Origin of the sequence: Marispirochaeta aestuarii (assembly GCF_002087085.1) — a bacterium.
Taxonomy (GTDB): domain Bacteria; phylum Spirochaetota; class Spirochaetia; order JC444; family Marispirochaetaceae; genus Marispirochaeta; species Marispirochaeta aestuarii.
Genome location: NZ_MWQY01000014.1, coordinates 34,998 through 58,620, shown reverse-complemented (window position 1 = coordinate 58,620; position 23,623 = coordinate 34,998). Strand labels below are relative to the sequence as shown.

Below are 23,623 nucleotides of genomic sequence, written 5' to 3'. Positions count from 1 at the left end.
ATCTGTAATAAGGGTAGGTGTGCATAAAGTGGTGTCCTGGCTGTTTGCGGCCGGCCCTGCCGGTTTCGCGTTTATTGCATCGTTTTTAATCGGACTTATAAGCGGGGTTGGCTTTCTGAGTATTATTGTCAGGGCCTTCCTGTCCGGGCTTGTTTTTGCCGGCCTGGGAATGGGGGTAGCTCTCCTGGGAAGAACATTGTTTCCGGAGCTTATCCCTGAGAATAAAAAATCGGTGGACCAGGATGCAGGCACTGAGGATGAGCCTGAGAAAAGCCCGGGTGGAAGCGTTGATATTACCCTCGAGGATGATGAGACCGGGAGAAAATTCGATACTGCCTCCGGAGCTGGTGATCTCTTTTCCGAAGGTGACGGTTTTGTTGAGGAAATTCAGGCTTCCACTTCATCGGAACCTGATGGTTCTGTTTCCGATGACGAAGGCGAGGAAGCGGTAGATTCGGTTGAAGAGCTAGATGGTCTTCCCAGTCTGGACGCCTTCAGCGATTCCTTCGATTCCGGCTGGGGTTCCGAATCCGACGAGGAACCTTCGTCCGGAGGAAGGGAGTCTGAGGTGGATATACTTGGGGAGACCCAGAATCCGGGAGATGTAGCCAGGGCTGTGAAAACGATGATGAAACGGGACCAGGAAGGATAAGATATGGCAGAGACCGCATTGCAGGGAAAAACTGAAGAAGAACTCTGGGCCCTTTACAAGAAAAACCGGGATCCAAAAATACGCGATGCTTTTGTAAAGCAGTATGCGCCTCTGGTTAAATACGTTGCCGGAAAGGTCGCCATGGGAATGCCGCATAACGTTGAGTTCGATGACCTGGTGGGTTTCGGAGTTTTTGGACTGATTGATGCGATAAACAAGTTTGACCCTGAAAAGCACGTGAAATTCAAAACCTATGCGGTAACCCGCATCAGGGGGGCAATCTTCGATGAGCTCAGGTCCATCGACTGGGTTCCGCGGTCGGTGCGTCAGAAAGCACGGGAGATAGAGGATACCGTTCAGCGTCTCGAAGCCTCCCTGGGACGAAGTGCTTCCGATCAGGAGATAGCCGCGGAAATGGGTATGGATATTGACGAGTATCACCGGGCGATGGTCAAGATCAGCGGTACTTCCATAATGTCCCTGAATGATGTCTGGTATTCCGGGGAGGAAAACGACAAAATATCGATTGTCGACAGTATTGAGTCACCCCAGAGTCTGAATCCGGACATTATTGTAGAAAAAGAAGAGATTAAAAAGGTAATTATCGAAGCGATAAATGAATTGCCGGAAAAAGAAAAAAAGGTTCTTGTACTCTACTATTATGAAGATCTCACTCTGAAGGAGATAGGAAAGGTCCTGGAGGTGACTGAATCGCGAATTTCCCAGTTGCATACCAAGGCGATCATGCGCCTGAGGGCCAAGCTTACGAATATCAAGAAGGGGATTATGTAGTAATGGTCGGATTGTCCCGTATCCGGGAGTACATGCGAAGCCAGGCGGAAGAGGATAAGACCCGCAGATCCGTCAATGTGAGCGGTCCCAGTATCGAAGATGCACTGACTCAGGCTTCCATTGAACTGGGCATTCCGCTTAAAGACATAGAATATGAACTCCTCGAACCCGGCAGCCGGGGGACCTTCGGTATCGGCAGGAAGGATTGCATCCTTATCGCCTATAAAAAAGCAGAAGAACAGCTGCCAGAGGAAGAGGCCCTTGACATCGATCTCGGTTTTGCCGGAGATGACGACGGAAAAGAGGAGACTCGAAACGGGGATGTTTTTGTCCGTTTATCTCCTGAGGGTATATTATTAAAGGTCAGCCCTCCAGTGGGCGGGGGGAAAAAGGCGACTGAACGACAGGCCCTTGATGCTCTTGATCGCCGAGGGGTCAGCCATTTCGATAAAAACATGATAGCCCAGGTGGTAAAGCAGGCCTCGGGAGATTACATCCCGGTTGGCGAATACGCATACAATCCGGCTAATGATCCTATCATGACAGTGGATATCACCGATTTCGAGATGAAGGCCTATATAGTTGTACGGCCTCCGGGAGAGGGCGGTTCAGATCTCAGCTATGAAGTAATAGAAAATTTTCTCAAAAACAACGGCATCATCCATGGTCTCAGGGATGAGACTATTAATGCATTTATCGATCGTCCCGTATACAACGAGTCGATACTGGTGGCGGAGGGTACGAAACCTCAGGATGGAGAAGACGCTCGAATCCTGTATAATTTTGAACGGGATTCCAACAAGATCCAGCTGAAAGAGAAGAACGGTAAAGTCGATTTCAAGGAACAGAATATTGTTCAGAATGTAGTCGAAGGTCAGGTTCTTGCCCGGAAGGTACCCGCCGGCGAAGGCAAAAACGGACGAAGCGTAACCGGAAAACTGCTGCCGGCCAAAAACGGAAAAGATGTCAACCTTGGAATAGGCAAGAACGTCAATCTTTCTGAAGACGGTATGACCGCCGTGGCGGCCATAAACGGCCAGGTTGTCATCGTGAACGACAAGCTGAATGTGGAACCGATTCACGTTGTCAACGGAAGCGTCAATCTGAAAACCGGCGGTAACGTGGTATTCCTGGGGACCGTCTATGTAAAAGGCGGTGTGGAAGACGGTTTTAAAGTTAAAGCCGCGGGTAATATTGAGGTTGTCGGAAACGTCGGAAAATGCGAACTGGACGCTGAAGGGGATATCATCATCCATCAGGGTGTCAACGGCCGGGGCGGCGGCACTGTCCGGGCCGGCCGCACGGTGTGGGCAAAGTTCATAGAAAACTCCAACGTTGAATCCGGTGAAAACGTCGTTGTCAGCGACGGAATCATTAACAGTTCCGTGGATGCTAATCAGCGTATTATCTGCCAGGGAAAACGGGCGACCATCGTAGGCGGTCATCTGCGGGCCAGTGAAGAGGTCCATGCGAAGAACATCGGTTCAGTGGCCGGTGCGGAGACTGTCGTCGAGGTTGGTTACGATCCGAAGAGTATCGAGAGTATTCAGCGACTGGAAAAAGAGATAAAGACCTTTGATGATCAGCTGGAAGAGATCGAGCTGAATATCCACACCCTGGAGAATATCAAGAAAATGAAAAAGGCGCTGCCTGAAGAAAAGGAGCAGTATCTTGAGGAACTTCAGGGACAGCAGCGAAAGATTGAAGTAAAACGGGATGAAAAAAAGGAAGAGATAAAAAAAATCCAGGAGTATCTCGCATCTCTCAAGGTAAACGGAAAGGTTTCCGCTTCAGGGAAGGTATATCCCGGCGTTAAAGTGGTTATCAAAGATGCGAGCCTTAAGATTCGGAATGAGTTTAAAAACGTCACCTTTATCAACGAGTTGAATGAGGTAAAGGTTACGAAGTACGAAGCCCTTGAGGAGGACTTTTCCAAAAACCACTGATGTCCATTAAACCAATCGATCTGCAGACACTATTTATGCATATGAATCAGGTAGGAAGGGATCAGGCCCAGCAGAAGCAGGGCCTGCACCTGCAGCAGGTTATAGCGGGCAGTGAACTGGTCCGTGAAACCGAGCAGAAGGATTCAAGTGTCAACCAGACCAATCCTCTTTCCGACGGTCCCGAGAAGATTCACGATGATGACGAGGAATCCCGGGGAGGGAGAAAGCGTAAAAAAGGCAAAGAGGAAAAAAATGAAACGAAGGACGAATCCCGCAACTACTACAGCGACCCTGACCTGGGCAAGAAAATAGACATAAGCGGATAAATATGACTCTTGGAATAATCCTGCTCGTAAACGGTCTTGCATGGATCCTTTTTATCCTGGTTTTCCGGATAGTACATAAGAGGACGGTGAGGCCTAAAAAGCTGTTGATGGAAATTGAATCAGAACTGGACTCGCTTCTGGTCGAAATGAACGGTACAACAGACCGGAATATCCGGCTTATCGAAGAGAGTATCCGCCGTCTGAAGGACGAAGTGTCAAAGGCCGACAAGAGAATCCGAATTCTTCAGGGGGAGATCCAGAAACGGGATGACAGCTCCCGGACAGATTATCTGCATCTGGCACGGCATAAACCCCTCAGCATCGAGGTCATCGAGGAACCGGTCAAGAAATCCGCGGAACCTTCATCTTCCACCGGGAATGAGGGGAAAGACGCTGTGCAAACAAAAACCGATACTTCCCGTGAAAATACCGGCGGGGCCGGTATAAAAGAAGAAATACTCGAGCTGAAAAGAAAGGGAATAGACGCCAAAATAATAGCAGGCAAGGTTGGACGGCCTCTTGGGGAGGTAGAACTGATAATCTCGCTGTCGGAAAAAACCGATAGATAAAAGGTATGGTAGTAGGCATAGATTTTGGTACAGCGAATACATCGGTTACGATAATTGACGGCAAAAAAATAAAAACGTTTCTTGACAGGTACGGATCCTCCAGTCATCCGGCAGCGCCCGGCTGCAGTACGGAAATGCGCTTCAAACAGATTAAGTCCCTCGTCGAAGCGCAGACTGCAGGCTATGCGGATACCGCTGTTGTGGCTGTTCCGGCAGGTATCGGAGATATTCAATCCCGGGAGATTACTGATGCCGCAAAAAAAGCCGGTTTCCATCGGATACGTTTGATCCCCCAGGCAGAAGCAACGGCGGCCGCCATGTTGCATGGTACAACCGGTACGGTACTGGTTCTCGATTTCGGAGAGAGCAGTTTCAAAGCATCCCTTGTAGAGATTAAAGGCAATGATATCAGCCTGAATCGATGTTTAAGCGATAGCTCCACAGGGGGAGGCAGCTTTACCCGGGACATGTGCGGACTTCTTAAAAAGAAGACGGGAAACATAATCGGAAAATTACAGAATGTTTCCGACGCCTTCAAGATCGCACTGAGCTCTTCATCGGAATATACCTCCTCCGTGCAGGGTGTACAGGTGAGCCTTGATCGCCGGGACTATGAGAAAATACTTGGAAGCAGGATCGGCCGCATAGAAGATCTTGTGCGGCAGCTGTTACGGTCATCGGGACACCGGACATCAGAGATCGATACCGTCCTTCTTGCGGGAGGCGGATCTCATATTCCGTGCATTCAAAGCTGTGTCAGCAGGATCTTCCGTGAATCGGTACCTGTAAGAATTTGTCCTGCGGATACGGCAGCCAGGGGTGCCCTGCTTCTGTTTCAGAGGAGAACGGCTCCGGTGCAGGGAACTGTCGGGATATCTCCGTCGGATTTCGGACTGGAGATCGACTGGGGCAGACCGTTCTGGATGATGCAAAAGGACAGACCTCTCCCGGCCCTGGAGAAAAGGATTTTTACCACCCTTGCGGATAATCAGCGACGGGCAGAAATCCATGTTATTCAGAGAAGCACAGAAGACCCGTCCCGGACTGTTTCTCTCAGCCGGATTATGCTTCCCCAAATTCCTCCCGCTCTCCAGGGCCGACCGAAAATCGAAATACAGTTCGTTCTTCACTCCAGCGGCATGCTGACTGTTACCGTGCAGAGTCCTTCAGGAAGGATCTCTGAAACCATGAAGATCATGATAAAGGAAGCGGTCGGGGATAAGTGTGGTTCCGGCATCAAGGATATGGATATTCTTATTTCCCGGGTTGAACGGGAATACCGGGGACGAAGATTCTTTATCGATCCTGAGTTTTCCGAGGATATCAATGCTATACTGGAGCTTGCCCGCAGGCAAAAAAAATCAGCTGATCCAGGGCTCAGGCGGGAATGTTCGATTGCTTTATGGAGTATTCTGAAGGAGATCAAGTCCCTGGATGCGGGCAGGGAGGCTGATTGTGCTGGCTAGGGAGTGTTTTAGAATCCTGGGTGTCCCTGAATCGGCACCTGACTCGGAGATTAAAAGGGCCTACCGGCGAATGGTTATGGAGCTGCATCCGGATACCGGCCAGCGGCCGGACAACCTTGCTTTTTCCAGGGTAGTGGAGGCCTATCGATCAATCTCCAGTTTCAAGTCTGCCAGGAGAATTCTCGATTTTCCTCCACGTCCGGAAGCCTCAGGCTTTCGTAAAAGTCAGGGGGTAAAAAAGACACAACCGGAAAGAAACTGGGGTAAAAATGAGAGTCTTCACAGCCTGGGGAATACCCTGCTGAATGGAAAAACTCCCTACCAGCGATCCTTTGCAGCCCTGCGTCTTGGAAACAGTGGACAGAAAAGCAGTTACGTCTATCTGCGGAAGGCGCTCCAGGATAAGGATCCCCAGGTCGTGATATCTTCTGTTCGCGCCATAGGGAAGCTCAAGATTGATTATGCAACTCAGGATCTCTTTTCGCTTTTTCGTCGTGGTGATATTGCAGTAAAGAGCTCTATTCTGGAAACCCTTATGGCGATAGATAACTATTCCGCTTTCAGGGAGATCATCATCAAAGGTATGCAGGATACCAGTTCTGTTATCCGCAGAAAATCATTACGCCTTTTTAATTCCATGCAGCAGAAGAGGAGTGCCAGGTGACAGCCTATTATCAGAAGATGTTTATACGGGACACCCGGGATTATCTAGCGAGGCTGAATCCCCTTCTGTCCAGGCTGGAGTCCAGGACCGCAACGGGGGATGACATAGACAATGCCTTCCGTCTCATGCACAGCATAAAATCGGAAGCGGCCCATTTGGGCAAAAAGAGTATCGCGGATCTTACGCATGTAGCAGAATCGGTACTCCAGGAATTGAAAGAGGAACCGCAGTACGAGGGACATCTCAATCGACTCTTCGAATCCGTTTCGCGGATCGAAGATACAGTTTCCCGGGAAGGTATCGCTTCCGGTGATACCCCTTCGTCGCTTCATGAATCCGGCTCAAGCCCGGCGGGAAGGGCTGAAGAAAAGCTTGCGGGATTCGAAGTCCTGAATGAGTTCCAGCTCGTGCTTCTCAGGGAGGCCCGGGACAGGGGCGAGTACCTCTACCGGATGATCTGTGAATTTGAGGATCCGACGGAGATGCTGTATCCAAAAGCCGTATTGATACTGAATAACCTGGAACAGATTGTCAATGTTATACGGAGCTTTCCGGACCTGTCCCAGGGCTTTGAGGAAGAAAACATAAGCCCTGAATATTTTTTTACCACCCACCGGCCCGAGAAGGATCTTTTTAACGCGGTCAAGGTAGACCAGGTAAAAAGGGTTTTCCTTACCAGGCTGAACTGGGACCAGTATCTGCCGGATACCCCGGCGCGGAAAAGCAGGGATAAAGCCGGCAAAGACGATTCTCAGCTGATTATTAATCGCCATGAACTTATCTCTATCTGGTTTAATTACCTCAAAGGGAAAATACATACACAGCTGACTGACCAATCGATAAAAGGCGGCTCTTCCGGCCTTACGGAGGTCTTTGACGGTATCGGTCAGGCCCTTCAGGCAACCCGTTTTGTTCCTTTCGAAACGATCTTTCACGATTTGCCTGAAATAGTTCATCACAGCGCGGCGGAGCAGGGAAAAGACGCCCGTTGTCTGCTGCAGGGCGGGGAACAGCTGCTTGAGAGCTGCTTTGTCCCCAGGTTGAGGGGACCCCTGGTTCAGCTTCTGCGAAATGCCGTAAGTCACGGTATCGAAGTGCCTGCCGCACGTCTGAAAGAGGGAAAATCCCCCCGGGGAGAGGTCACCGTCCGGTACCAGCGGAGCGACAAGGAGATCCGTATCGATATTCAGGATGACGGCAGAGGAATGGATGAAAAAGCCATCCGGAACAAGGCTCTGGAGCACGGTCTGGATTCCTCTGCTTCACTGTTCAGAATAATTACCTCCCCGGGGTTTTCCACCAGTGAGATTATTTCCCTGGAAGCGGGAAGAGGTATAGGCCTCGATATCGTTGCCGAGGAGATTGGACGTATACCCGGCGCCACCGTCAGCCTTGAGAACAGGGAGAATCAGGGAGCCCGGTTCTGTATCAGCATTCCGGTGGAAGCATCCGTGAGAAAGATCTATTTTGCCCGGTACAAGCGGCACACAATTGCTGTGGACGGTACAGTCTTTCTCGAGCATGAGAAACCGGAGAAAACAGGGTTCCGGGACGACGGGGATGGACGGGTCCGGTATCGGGGCTGTCCGGTCTATACCTGTGAGGGGTATCTTTTCTGGAGCGACAATTTTGTTTCCGAGGATACCCTGATAAAGATCAGAAACAGCCGGGAGGATTACTATCTTCTGGTTGATAAGCTGCTTTTCATTGAGTCATTTCCAGCCGATCTGTTCGTACTCTCGGAAGCTGAGGGGGGAGAACCCCTGTCGCAGCTTTCGATTGGTGGTCTGAAAACAGGTATCAGTTTTCTTTCCAGTGATGACCTGTTGAATCTTAAGAACCCGGTTATGCAGAACGAATGAACACTTCAGGGAGTAAGCTCCGGATATTGCTGATTTTTACTACTTTTTTAATCATATTATCCGGATGTGCTGAAGAATACGCTATTTATGAAACACCTTCCAGAGTTCAAACCGTCTCTATTCAGGAGGCGGGTACCACCACCCTCGTTGTAAAAGGAGACTGGCAATATCCGCCTTTTGAATTCCTTGACGGAGACGGCGAACCATCAGGCTTCAATGTGGATATCATGAAGGCCATACAGGAAGTCCTGGGGCTGGAGATGATTATCGATCTTGGCCCATGGCATGAGGTCCGGGAGGAACTTGAGGAAGGAGAGATTCATGTTCTTATGGGAATGTTCAGGACCCCCGAAAGGGCCAGGAAAGCAGATTTCACCATACCCCATTTCATAGCTTCCTATAATCTCTTTGTTCCCCGGAATTCAGATATCAGGGTTATGGAGGATGCAAGGGACTCCAGAATACTGGTACAGCGGGGAGACCTGGCTCATGATTATCTGCTGGAGAAGGGCTATGAAAAATCCCTTGTTGTAAAGGATTCCGTCACAGAAGTAATCCGCGGTCTTGCTGAGGGAGAGGGCGACTGTGCCCTGGCATCCCTTACTCAAGGGGGAATCATCCTTGACCGCTACGATATTACATCCCTTAAGGTTATTCCTGAATCGGTTTTGACCGGATCATACTGCATTGCCGTTCGAAAGGGCGATACAAAGCTGCTCGCCATATTGAACGAGGGACTTAACCTGATAAAAATCAATGGTGAATATGACAGGATTTATGAAAAGTGGTTCGGGCTGATCGAGGAGAGACGACTGCTGGGATCGAGAATAGCCCGCCTTGTACTCATAAGTGTGGGAGCCCTCTTTCTCATCGGATTATCCTGGACTCTTACACTCCGTCGACAGGTTTCACAGAAAACCGCTGCCCTGAACCGGGAACTGGTCCGGAGCAGAGAGATCCAGGAGAACCTCGAAAAGGCTGTCAGGGCAAAGACCCTTTTTCTTGCAAATATAAGCCATGAACTGCGTACACCGGTGAATGGTTTTCTGGGTATGACAGCTCTCCTGAGAAATACCGAACTCTCGGAAGTACAGTCCGAGTACGTCGATATGGCTGATTATTCAGCTGAATATCTGCTGAAGCTTATTGATGATCTTCTGGATACAGCTCGTCTGGAGAATTCCCGTCTGCGCCTGCTGATAGAGAATTTCAGTCCCAGGGAGGTGATTGAAAACTGTATCAGGATGGTGGAGAAACCGGCAGGAGAAAAGGGTATAAAAATAATCTCCGAACTTCCGGATCCTGCAATCCTTTTTCCCGGAGACCGGACGCGAATTGGACAGGTGATAATTAACCTTGTATCCAATGCTGTTAAATACTCCGAGGGAGGAACCGTTACTGTAAGGGCTCATGTGGATTCGGAGCTTGTAATTTCAGTCGCAGATGAGGGCCTGGGCATTCCGGAGGAGAAACTGTCCAGCATTTTCGACTCCTTTCGACAGCTCGAGAATCCCTATACAAAAACGCACCAGGGTGCAGGTCTGGGATTGGCTATTGTCAAATCCCTTGTGGGACTCATGAAAGGGCGTCTGAATGTTGAATCCGTCGAAGGAAAAGGATCAACCTTTACGCTAAGCATCCCTCCGGGGAAAAGTGATAAACCGGATGGACCGGAAACAAGCGGAGAGAGCGAAGTATCCGTGAACGCCGACGGAAATGATTCTGTAGAGAGGATCCTGATTGTTGAAGATGAGAGTATAAACATGCTGTACCTTCGAAGAGTTCTGGAAAGTGCCGGGTATACGGTACTGGAGGCCTCAAACGGACAGGAAGCGGTAGACAGGGCCATAGAGGATAAACCCGACCTTATTTTTATGGATATCGGGCTTCCAGTCATGGATGGTAAGGAAGCCACCCGCATTCTTAAAGCCCGGGAAGATTTTTCCCGGGTGCCTGTTATCGCCCTGACAGCTCATTCCGGAAGCGACGAGGCACAGGAGTTTATGAATGCAGGAGGCAATGCGGTTATCGTCAAACCCTTCCGGGAGTACCAGATCCTGGAGGCAATAAAAAAACGGTATGCCTGGACGTCAGATAAGCATACCGTTTAATTAACAAGAAGTTCTTGTTTCCTTCTTACTTTACTGTTCGGCTGCAGGGGGCAGAAACTTTAGGGTCCGGTACTGATCATTCCCCGGGCCCGCTGAAGATGTTCCCGGTGATACAGCACCGAATCAAGAATAGATGTGTAGACTTTTCTGGAAGCCACGAGGGGATCTTCCGATGCCTCAGGCTCGGCATCAAGGAGGAAACCGGCTATATCCTTGGCCGGATTTGCCATGATTTCCGCGTCCAGCGTTCCGAGGGCAGCCAGCAGTTCCGAGCGGCTGCCGGCGGGATTATCCAGGGCGTCCAGCGCCCGGCGGCAGAGGATTTCCATCTCCATGAGGGACGTATCCAGCTCGGTCAGGCCCTTGATAATTACTGCAGATGTATCAGGATTTCCCCGCAGGCTTCGGTAATCCTTTCCGGGAAGAAGCATGTCGAGTTCATTCCGAATCTCCGGAAGTTTCAGAAGTTCCAGGGGGCCGGCATGTTCCATTCCCCGGATCAGAACCCCCTTCCGGGACAGGGTGAAGGTCTCGGGGGATTCGGGTTCACTCATCCGGTTCTCGAACCACCATCGATACAGGGAGAGCCGTCTGTCGCTTAAAACCGGTTCCCCGGAATTGGACTCGGTTGTTAAGGGGCTTCCATCCCGGATGTAACGAAAATGCTGTGTCATGGAGGGGTTCGTACGGCAGGACCAGATATGGGAGAGCTCTTCGAAGAGACTCCCGGAATAATGGGTTCGGTTGTCGGGATAACCGAGATCCAGACCGGCGCAGAAGATTTTTCCAGCGCCGAGAAAGCGCGCAAGATCCCAGGCCGTGGTTGAAACGGATCCCCCGGCCCCGAGGTTCCCGTGGATGTCGAGGTCCTTTTCCAGAAAGCTTCCCAGAGGGAAAAGAGAGGAACAGAAAAAACGGGGTCCGTCGATTCTTCTGAATACGGCGGGATGGGTGGATGATTCTGATACCAGTATCTGTTCCCGGTCCACGGGATCAAGATGCCGTGTGTTCCAGTACTGGGGGTCCACAACCACAAGAAAATCCGGCTGAATATTCCGCTGTCTGCACCATGCAGCTGAGGTGTCCACCGCCACAAGGACCATTCTCTTTCTGAGTTCGTGGATATGATCGGACAAGGTATCCAGGCTGGGGCCCGCTGCAAGAACGAGACAGGGCCGTCCGTCCAATATTCCCTCAAGCTCCCCCAGGGGGACGGCTTCCGCCAGAACCTGCAGATTCGAGAGGAGGTTGCGGACCCAGACGCGGCCGAAGCGTTTCAGGGTGTTTCTGTTTATCTCCCTTCGGGACTGAAAGCGGTGAAACCATTCGTTCAAAGCCTCCAGATAGTCGGGGTGGAGCCTGGCTATGCTCTTTATGGGAAACAGCTCCACTGTATCGTTGCAGCGGTCGTTCAGAACAGTCGCCAGAGAAGAGGGGGGGGTATCAAGAAGCAGTACGAGACCTTTCTTTCTGAAAAGCCTACTGAAATCCCTGGCGTCAAGGGCTGTCATGAAGAGGGGAATATCGGGTTCCAGCAGAATAACGGGGGTATCGGGATATCGTCGAAAGAAAGCCTCCAGTTCGTAGCCGAGACCAAAGTGGAGAAATACCGCAATATCGGGGGCGGCGGGAAAACGGGCCTCTATTATCCTTTCCGCTTCCCGGACCGGGTCTCTCCGGGTGCTGAGGAAGCGGCCTTCGAGGCTTAAGGCTGATTCCCCCGTTTCGGTGGGAATGATCCGTACAGCGGGGTGTGGAGCGTATTTGTCTGCAATCTCTCTTCGAAAACCCGGCCACATACTGCAGAGGCTGCGGATGTTGGATTCAAACATTTATTCAAGCTCCACCACAATATGCATACCTTCGCGTATGGGTGTACCGGGGGCCGGGGACTGTCCGCTGACCCATCCCTCTCCGCGAATCTCAATTACAGCCCCCGGGATCTTATACAGGGGAAGCAGGTCCCGTTTGGGCCTGCCCGTTAAATCCGGCAGGGTGTCTGTTATGCGTAGGGGAGAGGGAACATTTATCTGGACCCTGCCGGGATGGTCTATCTGTCTGTCTCCTTCCCGGGGGATCCCCAGGTGCCGGATAACCTCTTCAGCGGCTTTTCCCACCAGGGGAGCGGCTATGCGACCGCCAAAAGTCGACGGACCTTTGGGTTTATGTATCGCCGCGTAGAGAATGATCCTGGGGTCGTCGCTGGGAAAAAGGGCAAGACAGCTGGCTACATAGTCTTCCTCGGAATATTTTCCCGTACTGGGATCGATGAGCTGGGCCGTCCCGGTTTTCGCAGAAATCCTCATACCCTCTACGGCCGCACGATGGGCGGTTCCGTCGGACTGGGTTACAGACTCCATCATCATGAGTATCTCCCTGGCCACGTGGGACGATACTACCTGTCGAACCGGTTCTCTCTGGAACTCCTGCAGGGTCTTTCCCTCCGGACTGACGATCTTTTTTACCAGCATGGGACGCAGCATTACCCCGTCATTGGCAAAGGTGCTGGCGGCCTGGATAATCTGCAGAGCGGAGACGGAAATCTCCTGGCCCATTGCTATGGTGGGTTTGGTTCTCTCCGACCAGTTCTGGGGATTCCGGAAGATTCCGTTTGTTTCTCCAGGAAAGGGGATTCCTGTTTCCGTACCAAAACCGAAAGCCGTAAGCAGGCTGTAAAAATCCTCTTCCGTTACTGTTTCGGAGGCGTATCCCGCTCCGGCATTGCAGGATTTTTTCAGTATCTCCTCGGCATTCACCAGCCCGTGGTAACCCAGACAGTTGATGTGGGGTTCGACGTTATCGTAGCTTCCACCGCAGAAAAAGGTGGTTTCAGGAGCTATTCCTCCCAGTTCGAGAAATGATGCTATGGAAAAGACTTTAAAAACCGAACCGGGTTCATAGGCCGTTGTGGCGGGAACATTTACCCGTTCCTGGGGCGAGAAGTCGGAAAAGGTATTGGGATCAAAGCCGGGAATCGATACATACGCCAGTATCTCTCCGGTCTTTGCTTCCGCGGCTATGAGGGTGATTGATTCCGGTTTGTTCTCTTCAAAGGACTCGGTGGCAAGTTCTTCCAGAATATGCTGAAGATTGACATCGATGGTTAAAAACAGCTGGTTTCCGTAGCGTGTTCTTCCAGGCTCGGGGGGGGGATACAGGATCTTGTCGTAGGTATATTCGATCCCCAGCAGACCGACATTGTCCGTTCCGGCATATCCGACTACGTGGGATGCCAGTTTCTTTTCCGGGTACGCCCTTCCGTATTCAGGTATAAGGGATATTCCCTTGAGATCCTCGGTGGATAAAAGTTCCTGCATGGATCGGCTTTCGCTGCGGGAAATCTTTCTTTTAACATAGAAAAAACCGCTGCGTGTTTCAAACTTGCTCTGCAATTCCTCTTTGTCCAGGTCGAGAACCCGGACAAGGGAATTGTAGGTTTTTTCCGGATCGCTGACGCTGGGCATCCAGGCGGTCACCGTATCCAGCTGAGTCTGAATGGCAAGTATGCGTCCGTCCCTGTCGAGAATCGGGCCTCGCTCTACTATTCCCTGGGTCCGGTGCTGTGCAGCCCCATCGGAGGAGGAAAAGAGCATTATTGCGGTGTATCGCCAGACAACGAAAACGATAACCATTGCCGTAAGGATTGCGAAGATGATGAATCTGGTCAGACGCTGCTTTTCTATCATAATTTCAACGAGTTCCGGGCCCCGGGAACGATCATTATAGTAATATGTTGGTGCCTTATTGTCGATATGAATAGTGAAGGTTATGATTGAACTGATACAACAGCAGACTATACGTAAACGCAGAAAACCGTCTCACTCAGGATTCCTTGAAGGCCTTGAACTGAGGAACCGGCTTTCTCTGGGAATAGAGAAGATCCGGGAAACCCCTGAAAAGATCGCCTGGCTTTCACTGTTTCTCGGTGTGAGTCTGGCTGTAACGGCTATGCTCTATTCCCTTGTCCCTTCCCTGAATACGAAAGACGTAGAGCTCCTTCATCTTCCTGCGGATGATCAGTTGTATGCCAGTATGGTTTCGTACCTCGAGGGGAGCCAGGCCTCGGAAGAGGAACTGGTTTCCGACCTTCCCCCCCTGGCAAGCTATCTTGGAGGAATCAAGGAAAATGTTCATACCGTGACACGGGGTGATACTCTTTCAGAGATCGCTCTCAGGTATGACGTAAAGATCGGTACCCTCATAAGCTATAATGGAATAGAAGACGTTCGCCGGATTGTTCCGGGAACCCGTCTGAAAATACCTTCCTACGACGGCGTCCGCTATGTAGTGCGCCCCGGGGACAATCTCTCAAATATCGCCGCCACGAAAAGTATCAGCGTAAATCAGATTCTCGACGCAAACAATCTGGAAAGCGCCCTTATCAAGCCCGGGGACGTGCTTTTCCTTCCCGGTGCGGCTATCAGTGATTATGAGTACAAGAAAGCCACGGGAACCCTGATTATCTACCCGACAAAAGGACGACTCACCTCGCCCTATGGGTATCGTTCGGACCCCTTTACCGGACTGCGGCGTTTCCATTATGGTATTGATATAGCGAATGCAACGGGAACAGTAATTATCTCCGCCATGGACGGAGTGGTGCTGAGTGTGGAGAACCGTCCGGCAGGTTACGGAAGGTACGTGGTTATTAAGCACGAGAGGGGATACCAGACACTCTACGGGCACATGAACACCGTTGCAGTACGGGAAGGTCAGAGGGTTCGCCAGGGCCAGAGCCTTGGTACCATGGGAAATACCGGAAGAAGTACCGGTTCCCATCTGCATTTTGCACTGTACAAGAATAACCGACCTGTGGATCCACTGTCCGTTCTGCATTGACAGATCATCTGAAGCGAGGAGCAGAGAATGCGCAAGCTTGTTTTGATATTGATGGCCCTGGTTGCCCTGTTTACCTTTATCCGCGCCTATACCGACGAGATGGCGGCCCAGAAGGCCGCCTCCTCCGGCAGCATGTATCAGAAATCTGAAGTCTGATTTTCTCAGCTCCCGTGGCAGTGTTTATACTTTTTCCCGCTGCCGCAGGGACAGGGATCATTTCTCCCCACCTTGGGTACTGAGCGTTTCACCGTTACAGTTCCCGTACCCATGTCGCCCTTCGGCTGTGCCGGACGGGAACCCGCTGCAAACTGCCCAAGCTGCCGGTGGCTCTCTGTAACCGCCGATGCCGACGGAACCCGTCGGGGTGAGTCAGCCCGTTCAATACGCACGGAAATCACCTTTTTCGCCAGCCCCTCACGAATCTCCTGGATCAGGGTATCGAAAATCTGAAAGCCTTCAAGTTTGTATTCCAGAAGAGGATTCTTCTGACCATAGGCCCTCAGATAAACAGCTTCCCTGAGGGATTCGAGGTTCTCCAGATGGTCCTGCCATTTTGAATCGATAAGCCGGAGATATTCAAAGCGGATAAAGGAGTTGAAATTCACTTTTCCTACTTTGTCTTCCTTTTCCCGGATATCCGCCTCGAAGCTGGAGAGGAAGAAATCCCTGAGGTCCTGGACGGGCATCTCCAGAAGCCGGTCCCGTTCCAGATCGGGGGAGTAGAAAAAACGTTCCTGCAGACCTTCCAGGAGTTCCGTTATGCCCGTCTCGCTGCGATCCGAGGCATAATTTGCCAGCAGATCATCGATAATCTCTTCCGCAGCCCCCAGGATTCTCTTGTAGAGGGAATCATCCTTCAGGATTTCGTCCCGCTGATTGTAGATGAAGGTACGCTGCTCATTGAGAACGTCGTCATATTCAAGGAGGTGCTTCCGGATTTCAAAGTTCCGGTCCTCCACCCGGGTCTGGGCCCGTTCTATTGTTTTATTGAGCCACGGATGGAACAGTGGCTCTCCGGAAGACATGCCGAGCTTTCCCATGATGTTCTTCATGTTGTCGTTTGCAAAGAGGCGCATGAGATCGTCGTCCAGGGAGAGGAAAAACCGGCTGACCCCGGGGTCGCCCTGGCGCCCGGAACGCCCCCGCAGCTGGTTGTCGATCCGGCGGGATTCGTGGCGTTCGGTACCGAGTATATAGAGTCCGCCAAGGGATTTTACCTCTTCATAATCCAGGCGGGTTTTGGCATAAATCCTTTTATACGCCTTCTCGTATTCTTCGCCGCTCGCCTCCGTCCCCACCTCCTTGCGGGTCCGGAACTCCGGGTTTCCCCCGAGTTTTATGTCCGTACCCCGGCCGGCCATGTTCGTTGCTATCGTTACCGACCCTTTGGCGCCGGCCTCCGCAACGATCATTGCCTCCCGGTGGTGGTTCTTCGCGTTGAGTACCTCGTGGCGTATGCCCCGCTTTGTCAGCATTGACGAGAGGCGTTCAGACTTTTCGATGGATACTGTTCCCACGAGAATCGGCTGACCTATCTCGTTTACACGCTGGATCTCGTCGCAGATGGCATTGAACTTGAAATCTTCGTTAAAGTAGATGGCGTCGTTTTCATCTTTTCTGACAACCGGACGGTTGGTGGGAATCACCACAACATCGAGACTGTAGATCTTGCCGAACTCCTTAGCCTCGGTATCCGCCGTACCGGTCATACCGGAAATCTTGTCGTACATGCGGAAAAAGTTCTGAAAGGTTATGGTAGCCAGGGTCTTGTTGCGCCGGGCTATGCGGATGCCTTCCTTGGCTTCGATGGCCTGGTGAAGTCCGTCGGAATATCTGCGCCCGTGGAGAATGCGTCCGGTAAACTCATCGACGATCTGGACCTGACCTTCCTGTACGACATAGTCACGGTCCAGCTTGAAGAGGCGGTGAGCTTTCAGGGCCTGGGTAAAGTAGTGGATATACTCGAAGTTGTCCTCGGTAAAAAGGCTGCCGGATATAAGCTTGCCCTGAAGCAGAAGCTTCTCGATGTTGTTCATTCCCTGGTCGGTAAAGGTTACCCGCTTGGATTTCTCATCGATCTTGTAATCTCCTTCGGGTTCTTCCGGATAATCTCCGGTCTCAGGATCCTTATCACACTCCTGAAGGCGGCCGACCAGGCGGTTTACCTCGGTGAACATGCGGGTATCGTCCTCCGCCTGACCTGAGATGATCAGCGGGGTTCTGGCCTCGTCTATGAGTATGGAGTCTATTTCGTCGATTATGCAGAAGTGATGGTTCCGCTGGACCTTTGACGCAATGTCCCAGGCCATGTTGTCCCGCAGGTAGTCGAAACCGAACTCGTTGTTGGTCCCATAGGTTATATCCTTGCCATAGGCTTCCTTGCGGGCCTCGGTATCCATGTTTGAGAGGATCGAGCCGACGGAGACACCGAGAAGTTGGTAGACAGGACGCATCCAGGCGGCATCCCGCTCAGCCAGATAATCGTTGACGGTGATTATATGCACACCCTTTCCGGTGAGGGAGTTCAGATAGGCGGCGGTTACGGAGGACAGAGTTTTTCCCTCTCCGGTCTTCATTTCCATGATTTTACCGTGATGAAGGACTATTCCCCCCAGGAGCTGGACGTCGTAGTGGCGTTCCCCCAGGACGCGTCGGGCGGCTTCTCTGGCCAGGGCGAAGGCCTCGGGAAGAATGTCTTCCAGACTTTCTCCCTGTTTCAGTCTGTTTTTGAACGTCTCCGTCTGACCGGCAAACTGACTGTTTTCCAGTCCCATGGCCCAGGATTCGAGGGCGTTGATTCTATGTAAAACAGGCAGCAGCTGTTTCAGATCCCGTTCATGCTGTGAGCCGAAAAAGGCATTCAGTATTTTCTGTATCATTACGTACGGTGCCTCCCTTTATTTTTCTACTATACATAAATCTGAAGCTTACGTCAGCCGGTCCCGGTGAGGCTTGAAAGGGCTTTGTTGACCTTTTATGGTACCGGTTGTAGAATCCCAGACAATGATTCGCCGCAGCACCATCGGAGTATTCCTTCTCATTCTGAGTTTCGGGATACTGTTTAGCTCCTGTACCTCCGGTTCTTCAGCAAGCCTCGAACAGCAGCAGTTGTTTTCCCTTCCCATTGGCCGCATGGAAGACCAGCTGGATATCTATTATGACGGAGTTTCGGCCTTCGACGACAAGGTCCGGATCGTAATGCAGGAGGGCATTATTTTTATCGCCAACAGCCGGGGAAGGAAGGTGATGGAGTTTTCCTCCTACGGCGATCTGTTGAGCCTCTATTACAACCAGTCGCAGAACCCGATTCCCGTGCTGCTGCAGAGCGCCAATGATGGAAACCGGGTCTCAAGCAGAGCGGCTCTTTCATTTCCCTTTCTGGATGTGGGAGAAATAGCGGTTTCCGATTCGGGAATCCTCTTTGTGGAGGACGCCATTCCGGAAAACAGGGCCGAATACGACGAAGAGCAGAAGGCGTATCTTGACCGGGTTGTCCGCCGCTTCGACCGTTCAGGAATCTACCTCGATTACCTTGGACAGGAGGGAGTGGGGGGAACACCCTTTCCCTACATAAACGCCCTTTACGTCAATTCGTCGAACGATACAATCGTTGTATGCCGCGCAGAGCGGGCCTGGCTCGTTTTCTGGTTCAGTCCTGCGGGCAATCTGAAGTACAAGGTAACCATTCCTCTTACGGATCTGCCTTCTCCGGATGAGCCGGGTATTCTTACAACCCTGGAGCGGATAGTCCCCGATCCCGAGGAAGATACCCTCTACATAAAGATCGACACCTACAAAGAGTCCCGTGAATCCCTGAGCGGTACGGGATCGAGCATAGAATACTTTGCCTCCTACTTCTACTGGCTTAATCCGGCAAGCGGCGAATATGAAGGTTCCCTGGAGGTGCCCCATGTCGTTCGAAAGCAGGATATCCCGGGACTGCAGAACAGCCAGGATGAAGAAGTCCTGCATGAATTCCTCGGCGTAGCCCATGGAGGTTTTTTCTTTCTTATGGGACCCTTCGGTCCGGACCAGTATCAGCTCCTCGTGGTGGACAGGCAGGGGGTGGTAATAGCCCGTCCCAGGATCAATCTTCAGGACAGGGAGATATTCTTCCGGGATTTTCATTTGAGCCGTAATGGCCTGTTAACCGCCATACTGGTCAGGGATTTCCGCGCAGATGTCGTCTGGTGGCGGACGGACAGACTTTTGGAGGATGAAACAGGGAATGAAACTCGTAGATAACGAGGGAGCCCGCGAGATAGACAGGATCGCCCAGGAAAAATACGGGATTCCCGGCGATATCCTGATGGAGAACGCCGGTATCCGGATTTTCGACGCCCTGGTCGGGGAGTTTCATCCCGGACCGAATACGCCCCTGGTATTTCTTGCAGGGGGAGGCAACAACGCGGGGGACGCCCTGGTCATGGCCAGGCAGGCCTTTGTTCGGGGGTTCCGGAAGCTCAGCATCGTACTGGTTAAAAAGGAAGCCAGGGGGCTGGCCGCAAAATGGCTCGATGTTGTGCATCGGCTGGGTCTTGAGATTCTCTCCTTTGAAGATGAGTTCGAAAGCTCCATGGAACGAATCTCCGGTGCGGCTCTGATAATCGACGGCATTACCGGTACCGGCCTTTCCGGTCCCTTACGGGGTAAAGCTGCGGAGTGTGTTGAGGCGGTTAACCGCCTTGGAATCTCTGAAAAAATAGTCGCTGTGGATGCGCCTTCCGGAATCGGAGATGATTTTCGGACAGGTTACCCGGTTCTTTCCGCCGGTTTGACCCTGAGTGTTTTCCCGGCAAAATCAGCCCTTTTCAATCCTGCCGCCAGGCTTCACTGCGGAAAGATTCTTCCTGTCTTAATCGGTTTTCCTCCCCAGGCTGTCGAGGCTGTTCCGGGCTGGGTGCTGATGGACAGGGAGGAGCTAATAAAGAGACTCCCTCCCTTTGCACCGGATTCCTATAAAAACCGCCGGGGTCATACCGCAGTATACGCAGGTTCTCCGGGAACCCTGGGTGCGGGGCTGCTTGCCGCGGAAGCTGCGGGGCGCGGCGGAGCAGGCCTTGTGACTCTGTTCTGTGATACCGCAGTATACACCGCCGCTGCATCCCGGATGCGTTCGGTAATGGTACGTCCCTGGAATGGGGATGAGCCCGAAAACCCGGAAAAGTATCAGTCCTGCGTAATAGGACCCGGCTGGGGCATTGACGGACGGGCAGGTGTGTTCAAAAAGCTTCTGGAAAGCTCTCGGCGGGGTGTCATCGATGCCGACGGACTGAGCCTGCTCTCCGGAACAAAGAGAGCCCTGGAAGGGGAGTGGATCCTGACGCCCCATCCGGGTGAGTGCGCCCGGCTTCTGGACTGCTCTTCCCGGGAGATCCTCGAGGATCCCTTCGGCGCCGCGGCGGAGGTTTCCCGCAGGTATAATGCCGTTGTTCTCCTCAAGAGCCACGTAAGCTGTCTGCGGACCCCGGACGGGCGTACCGCCCTGATTGACGGCATGAACCCACTAATGGGTACCGGCGGCAGCGGGGATATCCTATGCGGTTTTATCGGCGGACTTCTGGCCGATACCGGTCTTGATCCCTTCGATGCCGCTGCCGCGGGATGCTTCCTTCACCAGCAGGCGGGAAGAGCCGCAGCTCTTGAGGACGGGGTTTTTCTTGCCGAAGATCTGCTGAAAAGCCTCTCCCGACTTATCGGGGAATATCGATATGAAAGGTCCTGAAAGCCGCAGTCCCGGAGACTTTGCCTATCACTATAACCGTGAAGAGCGGGAAGCCCGCCTCCCCGACTACATGCGGGAGGAGCGGAAGAAGGGGTTCTGGGGAAGAAATCGCCATCTTATGATTATCTTTATCGATATTCTGGTAATTTCCCTGGTATTCATGTTTCTGCTGCCCTACATCCGGCAGGGCAAGCATGTGCTTGGCGGCTACAGTTTCTCCATGAAGGTTGTCAACTTCGACGGAATGATTCTCACAAGCCTGAAGGCAGAGGCGAACCCTGAAGACGACGTGGCCGCCTCGGCATCGGATGTGACCGTTACCTTTCGGGTGTTGCCGGAAGGGCGACAGATGCGCGTATATGATTATCTGCAGCCGGACCGGGAGAACCTGATCCGCGGGCGTATGCCGCTTCGGGAAGGGGACGAACTGGTCAGAGCGGAAATATCCTTCAACAATGAAACCCTTATCATGGAAGAAACAATCCCTCCGGAATAAGTCCTATTGATTTTTGCATCCTCCTTGGGTATTCTTTTCAACAGGAAAACACAAGGGGGAAGCATATGTATCAGGTTTATCTTCTCACAGTAATCATTAATATTTTCGGCGGTATTCTACTGGCCTCTGGATTCTTTAAGGAAAAGTTTCCCTCCCTTGAGGAGCTGGAGAAGTTTCTGACAGACAACAAGGCCTATGTGACCATGCTGTCTCTGGCGCTGATCATAATCGGCGTGCTGAAGCTCATTATTCCGGCTTCCCCTGCCGCTTCGGTGGCCCAGGATCTTGTACCCGCGCTGCTGGCCATTATATGCGGAATCAGCCTTTTTTACGGTTACTATAAAAAGGTTTCCGACATCGATTCAGGGACAACTTCCTTCATGGACAAGTATGTCTACAGATACCGCGATATTATCGGTATTCTCACAGCCCTTTCGGGTCTGGTCCATTTTATTCTTCCCCGCATGATTCTTCTGTAGTTTCTGCATGAGGATTTCCACCGCCGGGGTTGTACTGCGGGGCGAAAAAGTCCTGGTTGCCCTGAGAAAACCCGGTACGAGCATAGGTGAAAGCTGGGAGTTCCCTGGAGGCAAGGTGAAACGAGGGGAGAGGCCGGTTGAAGCCCTGCAGCGGGAGTTCCGGGAAGAGCTGGGAATCGGCGTGGAGGTGGGAACGCTGATTTTTGAAGGCAGGTTCTCAAACCGCGGGCAGGACTACCTTCTGCACGCCTACAACGTGGAGCTCGAGTCCGAAGAATTCCGGCTGAAGGAACATCAGAAGGTGCAGTGGATCGATCTCACAGCCCTGCAATCCCTGCCCATGGCGGACTCGGACCGCCAGATCCTGACCTTTCTTCTCGCTTCCTGATTACTTTACCCCTAGATAATCGTCCCCGATGGTATCACCGTATTTTTCGGGATCACTATGATCCCGTCGCGGATATGGTAACGTCCGTAGTCGCCGTCCTTTCTTTCCATCTCATCAACCCCGATACGGCAGCCGTCGCCGATACGACAGTTCTGGTCTATGATTGCCCTGTGTATATGAGTCCCTCTGCCTATGCCGATATCCGGACGGCCGAGCTCCCGGTTCTGTTTTCGTTCTTCCGGTGTCTCGTACTCGCTGGCCCCCATGACGATTACACCGTTCAGATCGGAGCCGGGTTCAATTATCGTGCGTATACCGATTATGGAATTACCGATCTTGGCATCGGTTATGATGCTTCCTTCCGCAGCCAGGGAGAGAGAAAAATTGCAGTAGTTGATTTTCGTAGCCGGTAAATGACGGCGATGGGTATAAATGGGCATATTTTCATCATAAAAATTGAAGGCGGGATTCAAGCTTGCCAGATTTATATTTGTTTCGTAGAAGTTCTTGATGGTTCCGATGTCCTCCCAGAAGCCGGTAAAAATATAGGACTGTACCTTTCTGGACTCGATGGCCAACGGAATGATCTCTTTGCCGAAGTCGGCTTTATCATTATTCAGCATCTGTTCGAGGACATGGGCATCGAAGATGTACATTCCCATGCTGGCCAGATAATTCTTCCCCGCATCCTTCATTGCCTGGTCGGGATGCAGGTTCTCCGGGATTCTCAGGTGTTCGATGTCCACATCCAGGGGAGGCTTTTCCAGGAAACTGCTGATCCGTCCCTTCCTGTCCGCCTGCAGTATCCCCAGGGATGTGGCGGCCAGCCGGTCGACCGGGGTAGATGCGATGGTGATTTCGGCTTTGCTGTCAATATGGGTTCGGAACATCTCCCTGAAGTCCATCCGGTAGAGCTGGTCTCCCGACAGGATTATGTAATGGGTGGGTTTCTGGACGTTGAAATGGGGAAAATTCTTCCTCACCGCATCTGCGGTTCCCTCGTACCAGCTGGTATTTTCGAAGGTCTGTTCCGCCGCAAGAATTTCCACGAAACCGCGGCTGAAAACGTCAAAGATATAGGTCCGTGCAAGGTGATTATGCAGGGAAACAGAATTGAACTGAGTCAGAATATAGATCTGCTTCATATCCGAATTGATACAATTCGATATGGGTATATCGACGAGCCGGTATTTGCCGCCGAAAGGAACAGCCGGTTTTGCTCGCTGCTGCGTCAACGGATACAGACGGGTTCCTTTACCCCCGCCAAGAACAATGGCCAGAATCTCCGGCATAAAAACTCCTTCCTTC

General features: G+C 51.9%; 20 protein-coding genes. 16 read left to right on the top strand and 4 right to left on the bottom strand.

What is annotated here, in order from left to right:
* Nucleotides 1-28 precede the first annotated feature (28 nt).
* From B4O97_RS13160 to B4O97_RS13120, 9 genes are all read left to right on the top strand, one after another.
* The gene (locus B4O97_RS13160; RefSeq protein ID WP_143305707.1) at nt 29-652 is read left to right on the top strand and encodes a midas domain-containing protein; all 624 of its coding nucleotides are present in this window, start codon (nt 29-31) and stop codon (nt 650-652) included.
* Nucleotides 653-655: 3 nt separating this feature from the next.
* A complete protein-coding gene (whiG, locus tag B4O97_RS13155) occupies nt 656-1,444 on the top strand; it encodes an RNA polymerase sigma factor WhiG (protein WP_083051485.1) in 789 nt (262 codons plus the stop codon).
* A 2-nt stretch (nt 1,445-1,446) separates the two neighbouring features.
* Entirely contained in the window at nt 1,447-3,390 is a 1,944-nt protein-coding gene (locus B4O97_RS13150) for a FapA family protein (protein WP_083051483.1), read from the top strand.
* Nucleotides 3,391-3,431: 41 nt separating this feature from the next.
* Complete coding sequence (locus B4O97_RS13145; protein ID WP_143305705.1) at nt 3,432-3,716, top strand: hypothetical protein; 285 nt, start codon at nt 3,432-3,434, stop codon at nt 3,714-3,716.
* A gap of 2 nt (nt 3,717-3,718) precedes the next feature.
* On the top strand, nt 3,719-4,285 hold the full coding sequence (locus B4O97_RS13140; protein ID WP_083051480.1) for a hypothetical protein: 567 nt from the start codon (nt 3,719-3,721) through the stop codon (nt 4,283-4,285).
* Nucleotides 4,286-4,419: 134 nt separating this feature from the next.
* Nucleotides 4,420-5,751: an Hsp70 family protein gene (locus B4O97_RS13135; RefSeq protein WP_158084294.1), complete on the top strand. Its 1,332-nt coding sequence runs from the start codon at nt 4,420-4,422 to the stop codon at nt 5,749-5,751.
* Entirely contained in the window at nt 5,741-6,415 is a 675-nt protein-coding gene (locus B4O97_RS13130; protein WP_158084293.1) for a DnaJ domain-containing protein, read from the top strand. Before B4O97_RS13135 ends, B4O97_RS13130 begins: the two co-directional genes overlap by 11 nt.
* A complete protein-coding gene (locus B4O97_RS13125) occupies nt 6,412-8,277 on the top strand; it encodes an ATP-binding protein (protein ID WP_083051477.1) in 1,866 nt (621 codons plus the stop codon). Before B4O97_RS13130 ends, B4O97_RS13125 begins: the two co-directional genes overlap by 4 nt.
* A gap of 26 nt (nt 8,278-8,303) precedes the next feature.
* Nucleotides 8,304-10,388 (top strand): transporter substrate-binding domain-containing protein, encoded by a 2,085-nt coding sequence (locus tag B4O97_RS13120; protein WP_158084292.1) that lies wholly within the window; start codon nt 8,304-8,306, stop codon nt 10,386-10,388.
* A gap of 59 nt (nt 10,389-10,447) precedes the next feature.
* Here B4O97_RS13120 and B4O97_RS13115 read toward each other — a convergent pair whose 3' ends face one another.
* Together B4O97_RS13115 and B4O97_RS13110 are read right to left on the bottom strand one after the other, a co-directional pair.
* Nucleotides 10,448-12,220 (bottom strand): motility associated factor glycosyltransferase family protein, encoded by a 1,773-nt coding sequence (locus B4O97_RS13115; protein ID WP_083051474.1) that lies wholly within the window; start codon nt 12,218-12,220, stop codon nt 10,448-10,450.
* Nucleotides 12,221-14,074: a penicillin-binding protein gene (locus B4O97_RS13110; protein WP_083051472.1), complete on the bottom strand. Its 1,854-nt coding sequence runs from the start codon at nt 14,072-14,074 to the stop codon at nt 12,221-12,223. It lies immediately after the preceding gene.
* Nucleotides 14,075-14,156: 82 nt separating this feature from the next.
* Between B4O97_RS13110 and B4O97_RS13105 the strand changes: the two genes are divergently transcribed.
* Nucleotides 14,157-15,227, top strand: coding sequence for a M23 family metallopeptidase (locus tag B4O97_RS13105; protein WP_083051471.1), 1,071 nt, complete (start codon nt 14,157-14,159; stop codon nt 15,225-15,227).
* A 27-nt stretch (nt 15,228-15,254) separates the two neighbouring features.
* Complete coding sequence (locus tag B4O97_RS19765; RefSeq protein ID WP_269844564.1) at nt 15,255-15,383, top strand: hypothetical protein; 129 nt, start codon at nt 15,255-15,257, stop codon at nt 15,381-15,383.
* A gap of 5 nt (nt 15,384-15,388) precedes the next feature.
* Here B4O97_RS19765 and secA read toward each other — a convergent pair whose 3' ends face one another.
* Nucleotides 15,389-18,106, bottom strand: coding sequence for a preprotein translocase subunit SecA (secA, locus tag B4O97_RS13100; protein ID WP_083051469.1), 2,718 nt, complete (start codon nt 18,104-18,106; stop codon nt 15,389-15,391).
* A gap of 97 nt (nt 18,107-18,203) precedes the next feature.
* Between secA and B4O97_RS13095 the strand changes: the two genes are divergently transcribed.
* The 5 genes from B4O97_RS13095 to B4O97_RS13075 all read left to right on the top strand — a co-directional run bounded on the left by B4O97_RS13095 (nt 18,204) and on the right by B4O97_RS13075 (nt 22,315).
* Nucleotides 18,204-19,472, top strand: coding sequence for an LIC_12708 family protein (locus tag B4O97_RS13095; protein WP_083051468.1), 1,269 nt, complete (start codon nt 18,204-18,206; stop codon nt 19,470-19,472).
* Nucleotides 19,456-20,952, top strand: coding sequence for an NAD(P)H-hydrate dehydratase (locus B4O97_RS13090; RefSeq protein ID WP_158084291.1), 1,497 nt, complete (start codon nt 19,456-19,458; stop codon nt 20,950-20,952). Before B4O97_RS13095 ends, B4O97_RS13090 begins: the two co-directional genes overlap by 17 nt.
* Entirely contained in the window at nt 20,939-21,448 is a 510-nt protein-coding gene (locus B4O97_RS13085; RefSeq protein ID WP_083051465.1) for a hypothetical protein, read from the top strand. The genes B4O97_RS13090 and B4O97_RS13085 overlap by 14 nt, the downstream gene beginning before the upstream one ends.
* A 65-nt stretch (nt 21,449-21,513) precedes the next feature.
* Nucleotides 21,514-21,927, top strand: a complete 414-nt coding sequence (locus tag B4O97_RS13080) for a hypothetical protein (protein WP_083051463.1) — start codon at nt 21,514-21,516, stop codon at nt 21,925-21,927.
* A gap of 7 nt (nt 21,928-21,934) precedes the next feature.
* Entirely contained in the window at nt 21,935-22,315 is a 381-nt protein-coding gene (locus B4O97_RS13075) for a (deoxy)nucleoside triphosphate pyrophosphohydrolase (RefSeq protein WP_083051462.1), read from the top strand.
* Nucleotides 22,316-22,326: 11 nt separating this feature from the next.
* Here the strand turns inward: B4O97_RS13075 and B4O97_RS13070 are convergent, their stop codons facing one another.
* Entirely contained in the window at nt 22,327-23,607 is a 1,281-nt protein-coding gene (locus tag B4O97_RS13070; RefSeq protein WP_083051460.1) for a glucose-1-phosphate adenylyltransferase, read from the bottom strand.
* Nucleotides 23,608-23,623: the final 16 nt, after the last annotated feature.

What these genes read in the sequence shown, in the direction of transcription:
- B4O97_RS13105 (WP_083051471.1), top strand. Translation starts at nt 14,157, where the DNA reads ATGATTGAACTGATACAACAGCAGACTATACGTAAACGCAGAAAACCG.
- B4O97_RS13070 (WP_083051460.1), bottom strand. Translation starts at nt 23,607, where the DNA reads ATGCCGGAGATTCTGGCCATTGTTCTTGGCGGGGGTAAAGGAACCCGT.
- B4O97_RS19765 (WP_269844564.1), top strand. Translation starts at nt 15,255, where the DNA reads ATGCGCAAGCTTGTTTTGATATTGATGGCCCTGGTTGCCCTGTTTACC.
- secA (WP_083051469.1), bottom strand. Translation starts at nt 18,106, where the DNA reads ATGATACAGAAAATACTGAATGCCTTTTTCGGCTCACAGCATGAACGG.
- B4O97_RS13090 (WP_158084291.1), top strand. Translation starts at nt 19,456, where the DNA reads ATGAAACTCGTAGATAACGAGGGAGCCCGCGAGATAGACAGGATCGCC.
- B4O97_RS13080 (WP_083051463.1), top strand. Translation starts at nt 21,514, where the DNA reads ATGTATCAGGTTTATCTTCTCACAGTAATCATTAATATTTTCGGCGGT.
- B4O97_RS13085 (WP_083051465.1), top strand. Translation starts at nt 20,939, where the DNA reads ATGAAAGGTCCTGAAAGCCGCAGTCCCGGAGACTTTGCCTATCACTAT.
- whiG (WP_083051485.1), top strand. Translation starts at nt 656, where the DNA reads ATGGCAGAGACCGCATTGCAGGGAAAAACTGAAGAAGAACTCTGGGCC.
- B4O97_RS13140 (WP_083051480.1), top strand. Translation starts at nt 3,719, where the DNA reads ATGACTCTTGGAATAATCCTGCTCGTAAACGGTCTTGCATGGATCCTT.
- B4O97_RS13075 (WP_083051462.1), top strand. Translation starts at nt 21,935, where the DNA reads ATGAGGATTTCCACCGCCGGGGTTGTACTGCGGGGCGAAAAAGTCCTG.
- B4O97_RS13150 (WP_083051483.1), top strand. Translation starts at nt 1,447, where the DNA reads ATGGTCGGATTGTCCCGTATCCGGGAGTACATGCGAAGCCAGGCGGAA.
- B4O97_RS13095 (WP_083051468.1), top strand. Translation starts at nt 18,204, where the DNA reads ATGGTACCGGTTGTAGAATCCCAGACAATGATTCGCCGCAGCACCATC.
- B4O97_RS13110 (WP_083051472.1), bottom strand. Translation starts at nt 14,074, where the DNA reads ATGATAGAAAAGCAGCGTCTGACCAGATTCATCATCTTCGCAATCCTT.
- B4O97_RS13145 (WP_143305705.1), top strand. Translation starts at nt 3,432, where the DNA reads ATGAATCAGGTAGGAAGGGATCAGGCCCAGCAGAAGCAGGGCCTGCAC.
- B4O97_RS13115 (WP_083051474.1), bottom strand. Translation starts at nt 12,220, where the DNA reads ATGTTTGAATCCAACATCCGCAGCCTCTGCAGTATGTGGCCGGGTTTT.
- B4O97_RS13135 (WP_158084294.1), top strand. Translation starts at nt 4,420, where the DNA reads ATGCGCTTCAAACAGATTAAGTCCCTCGTCGAAGCGCAGACTGCAGGC.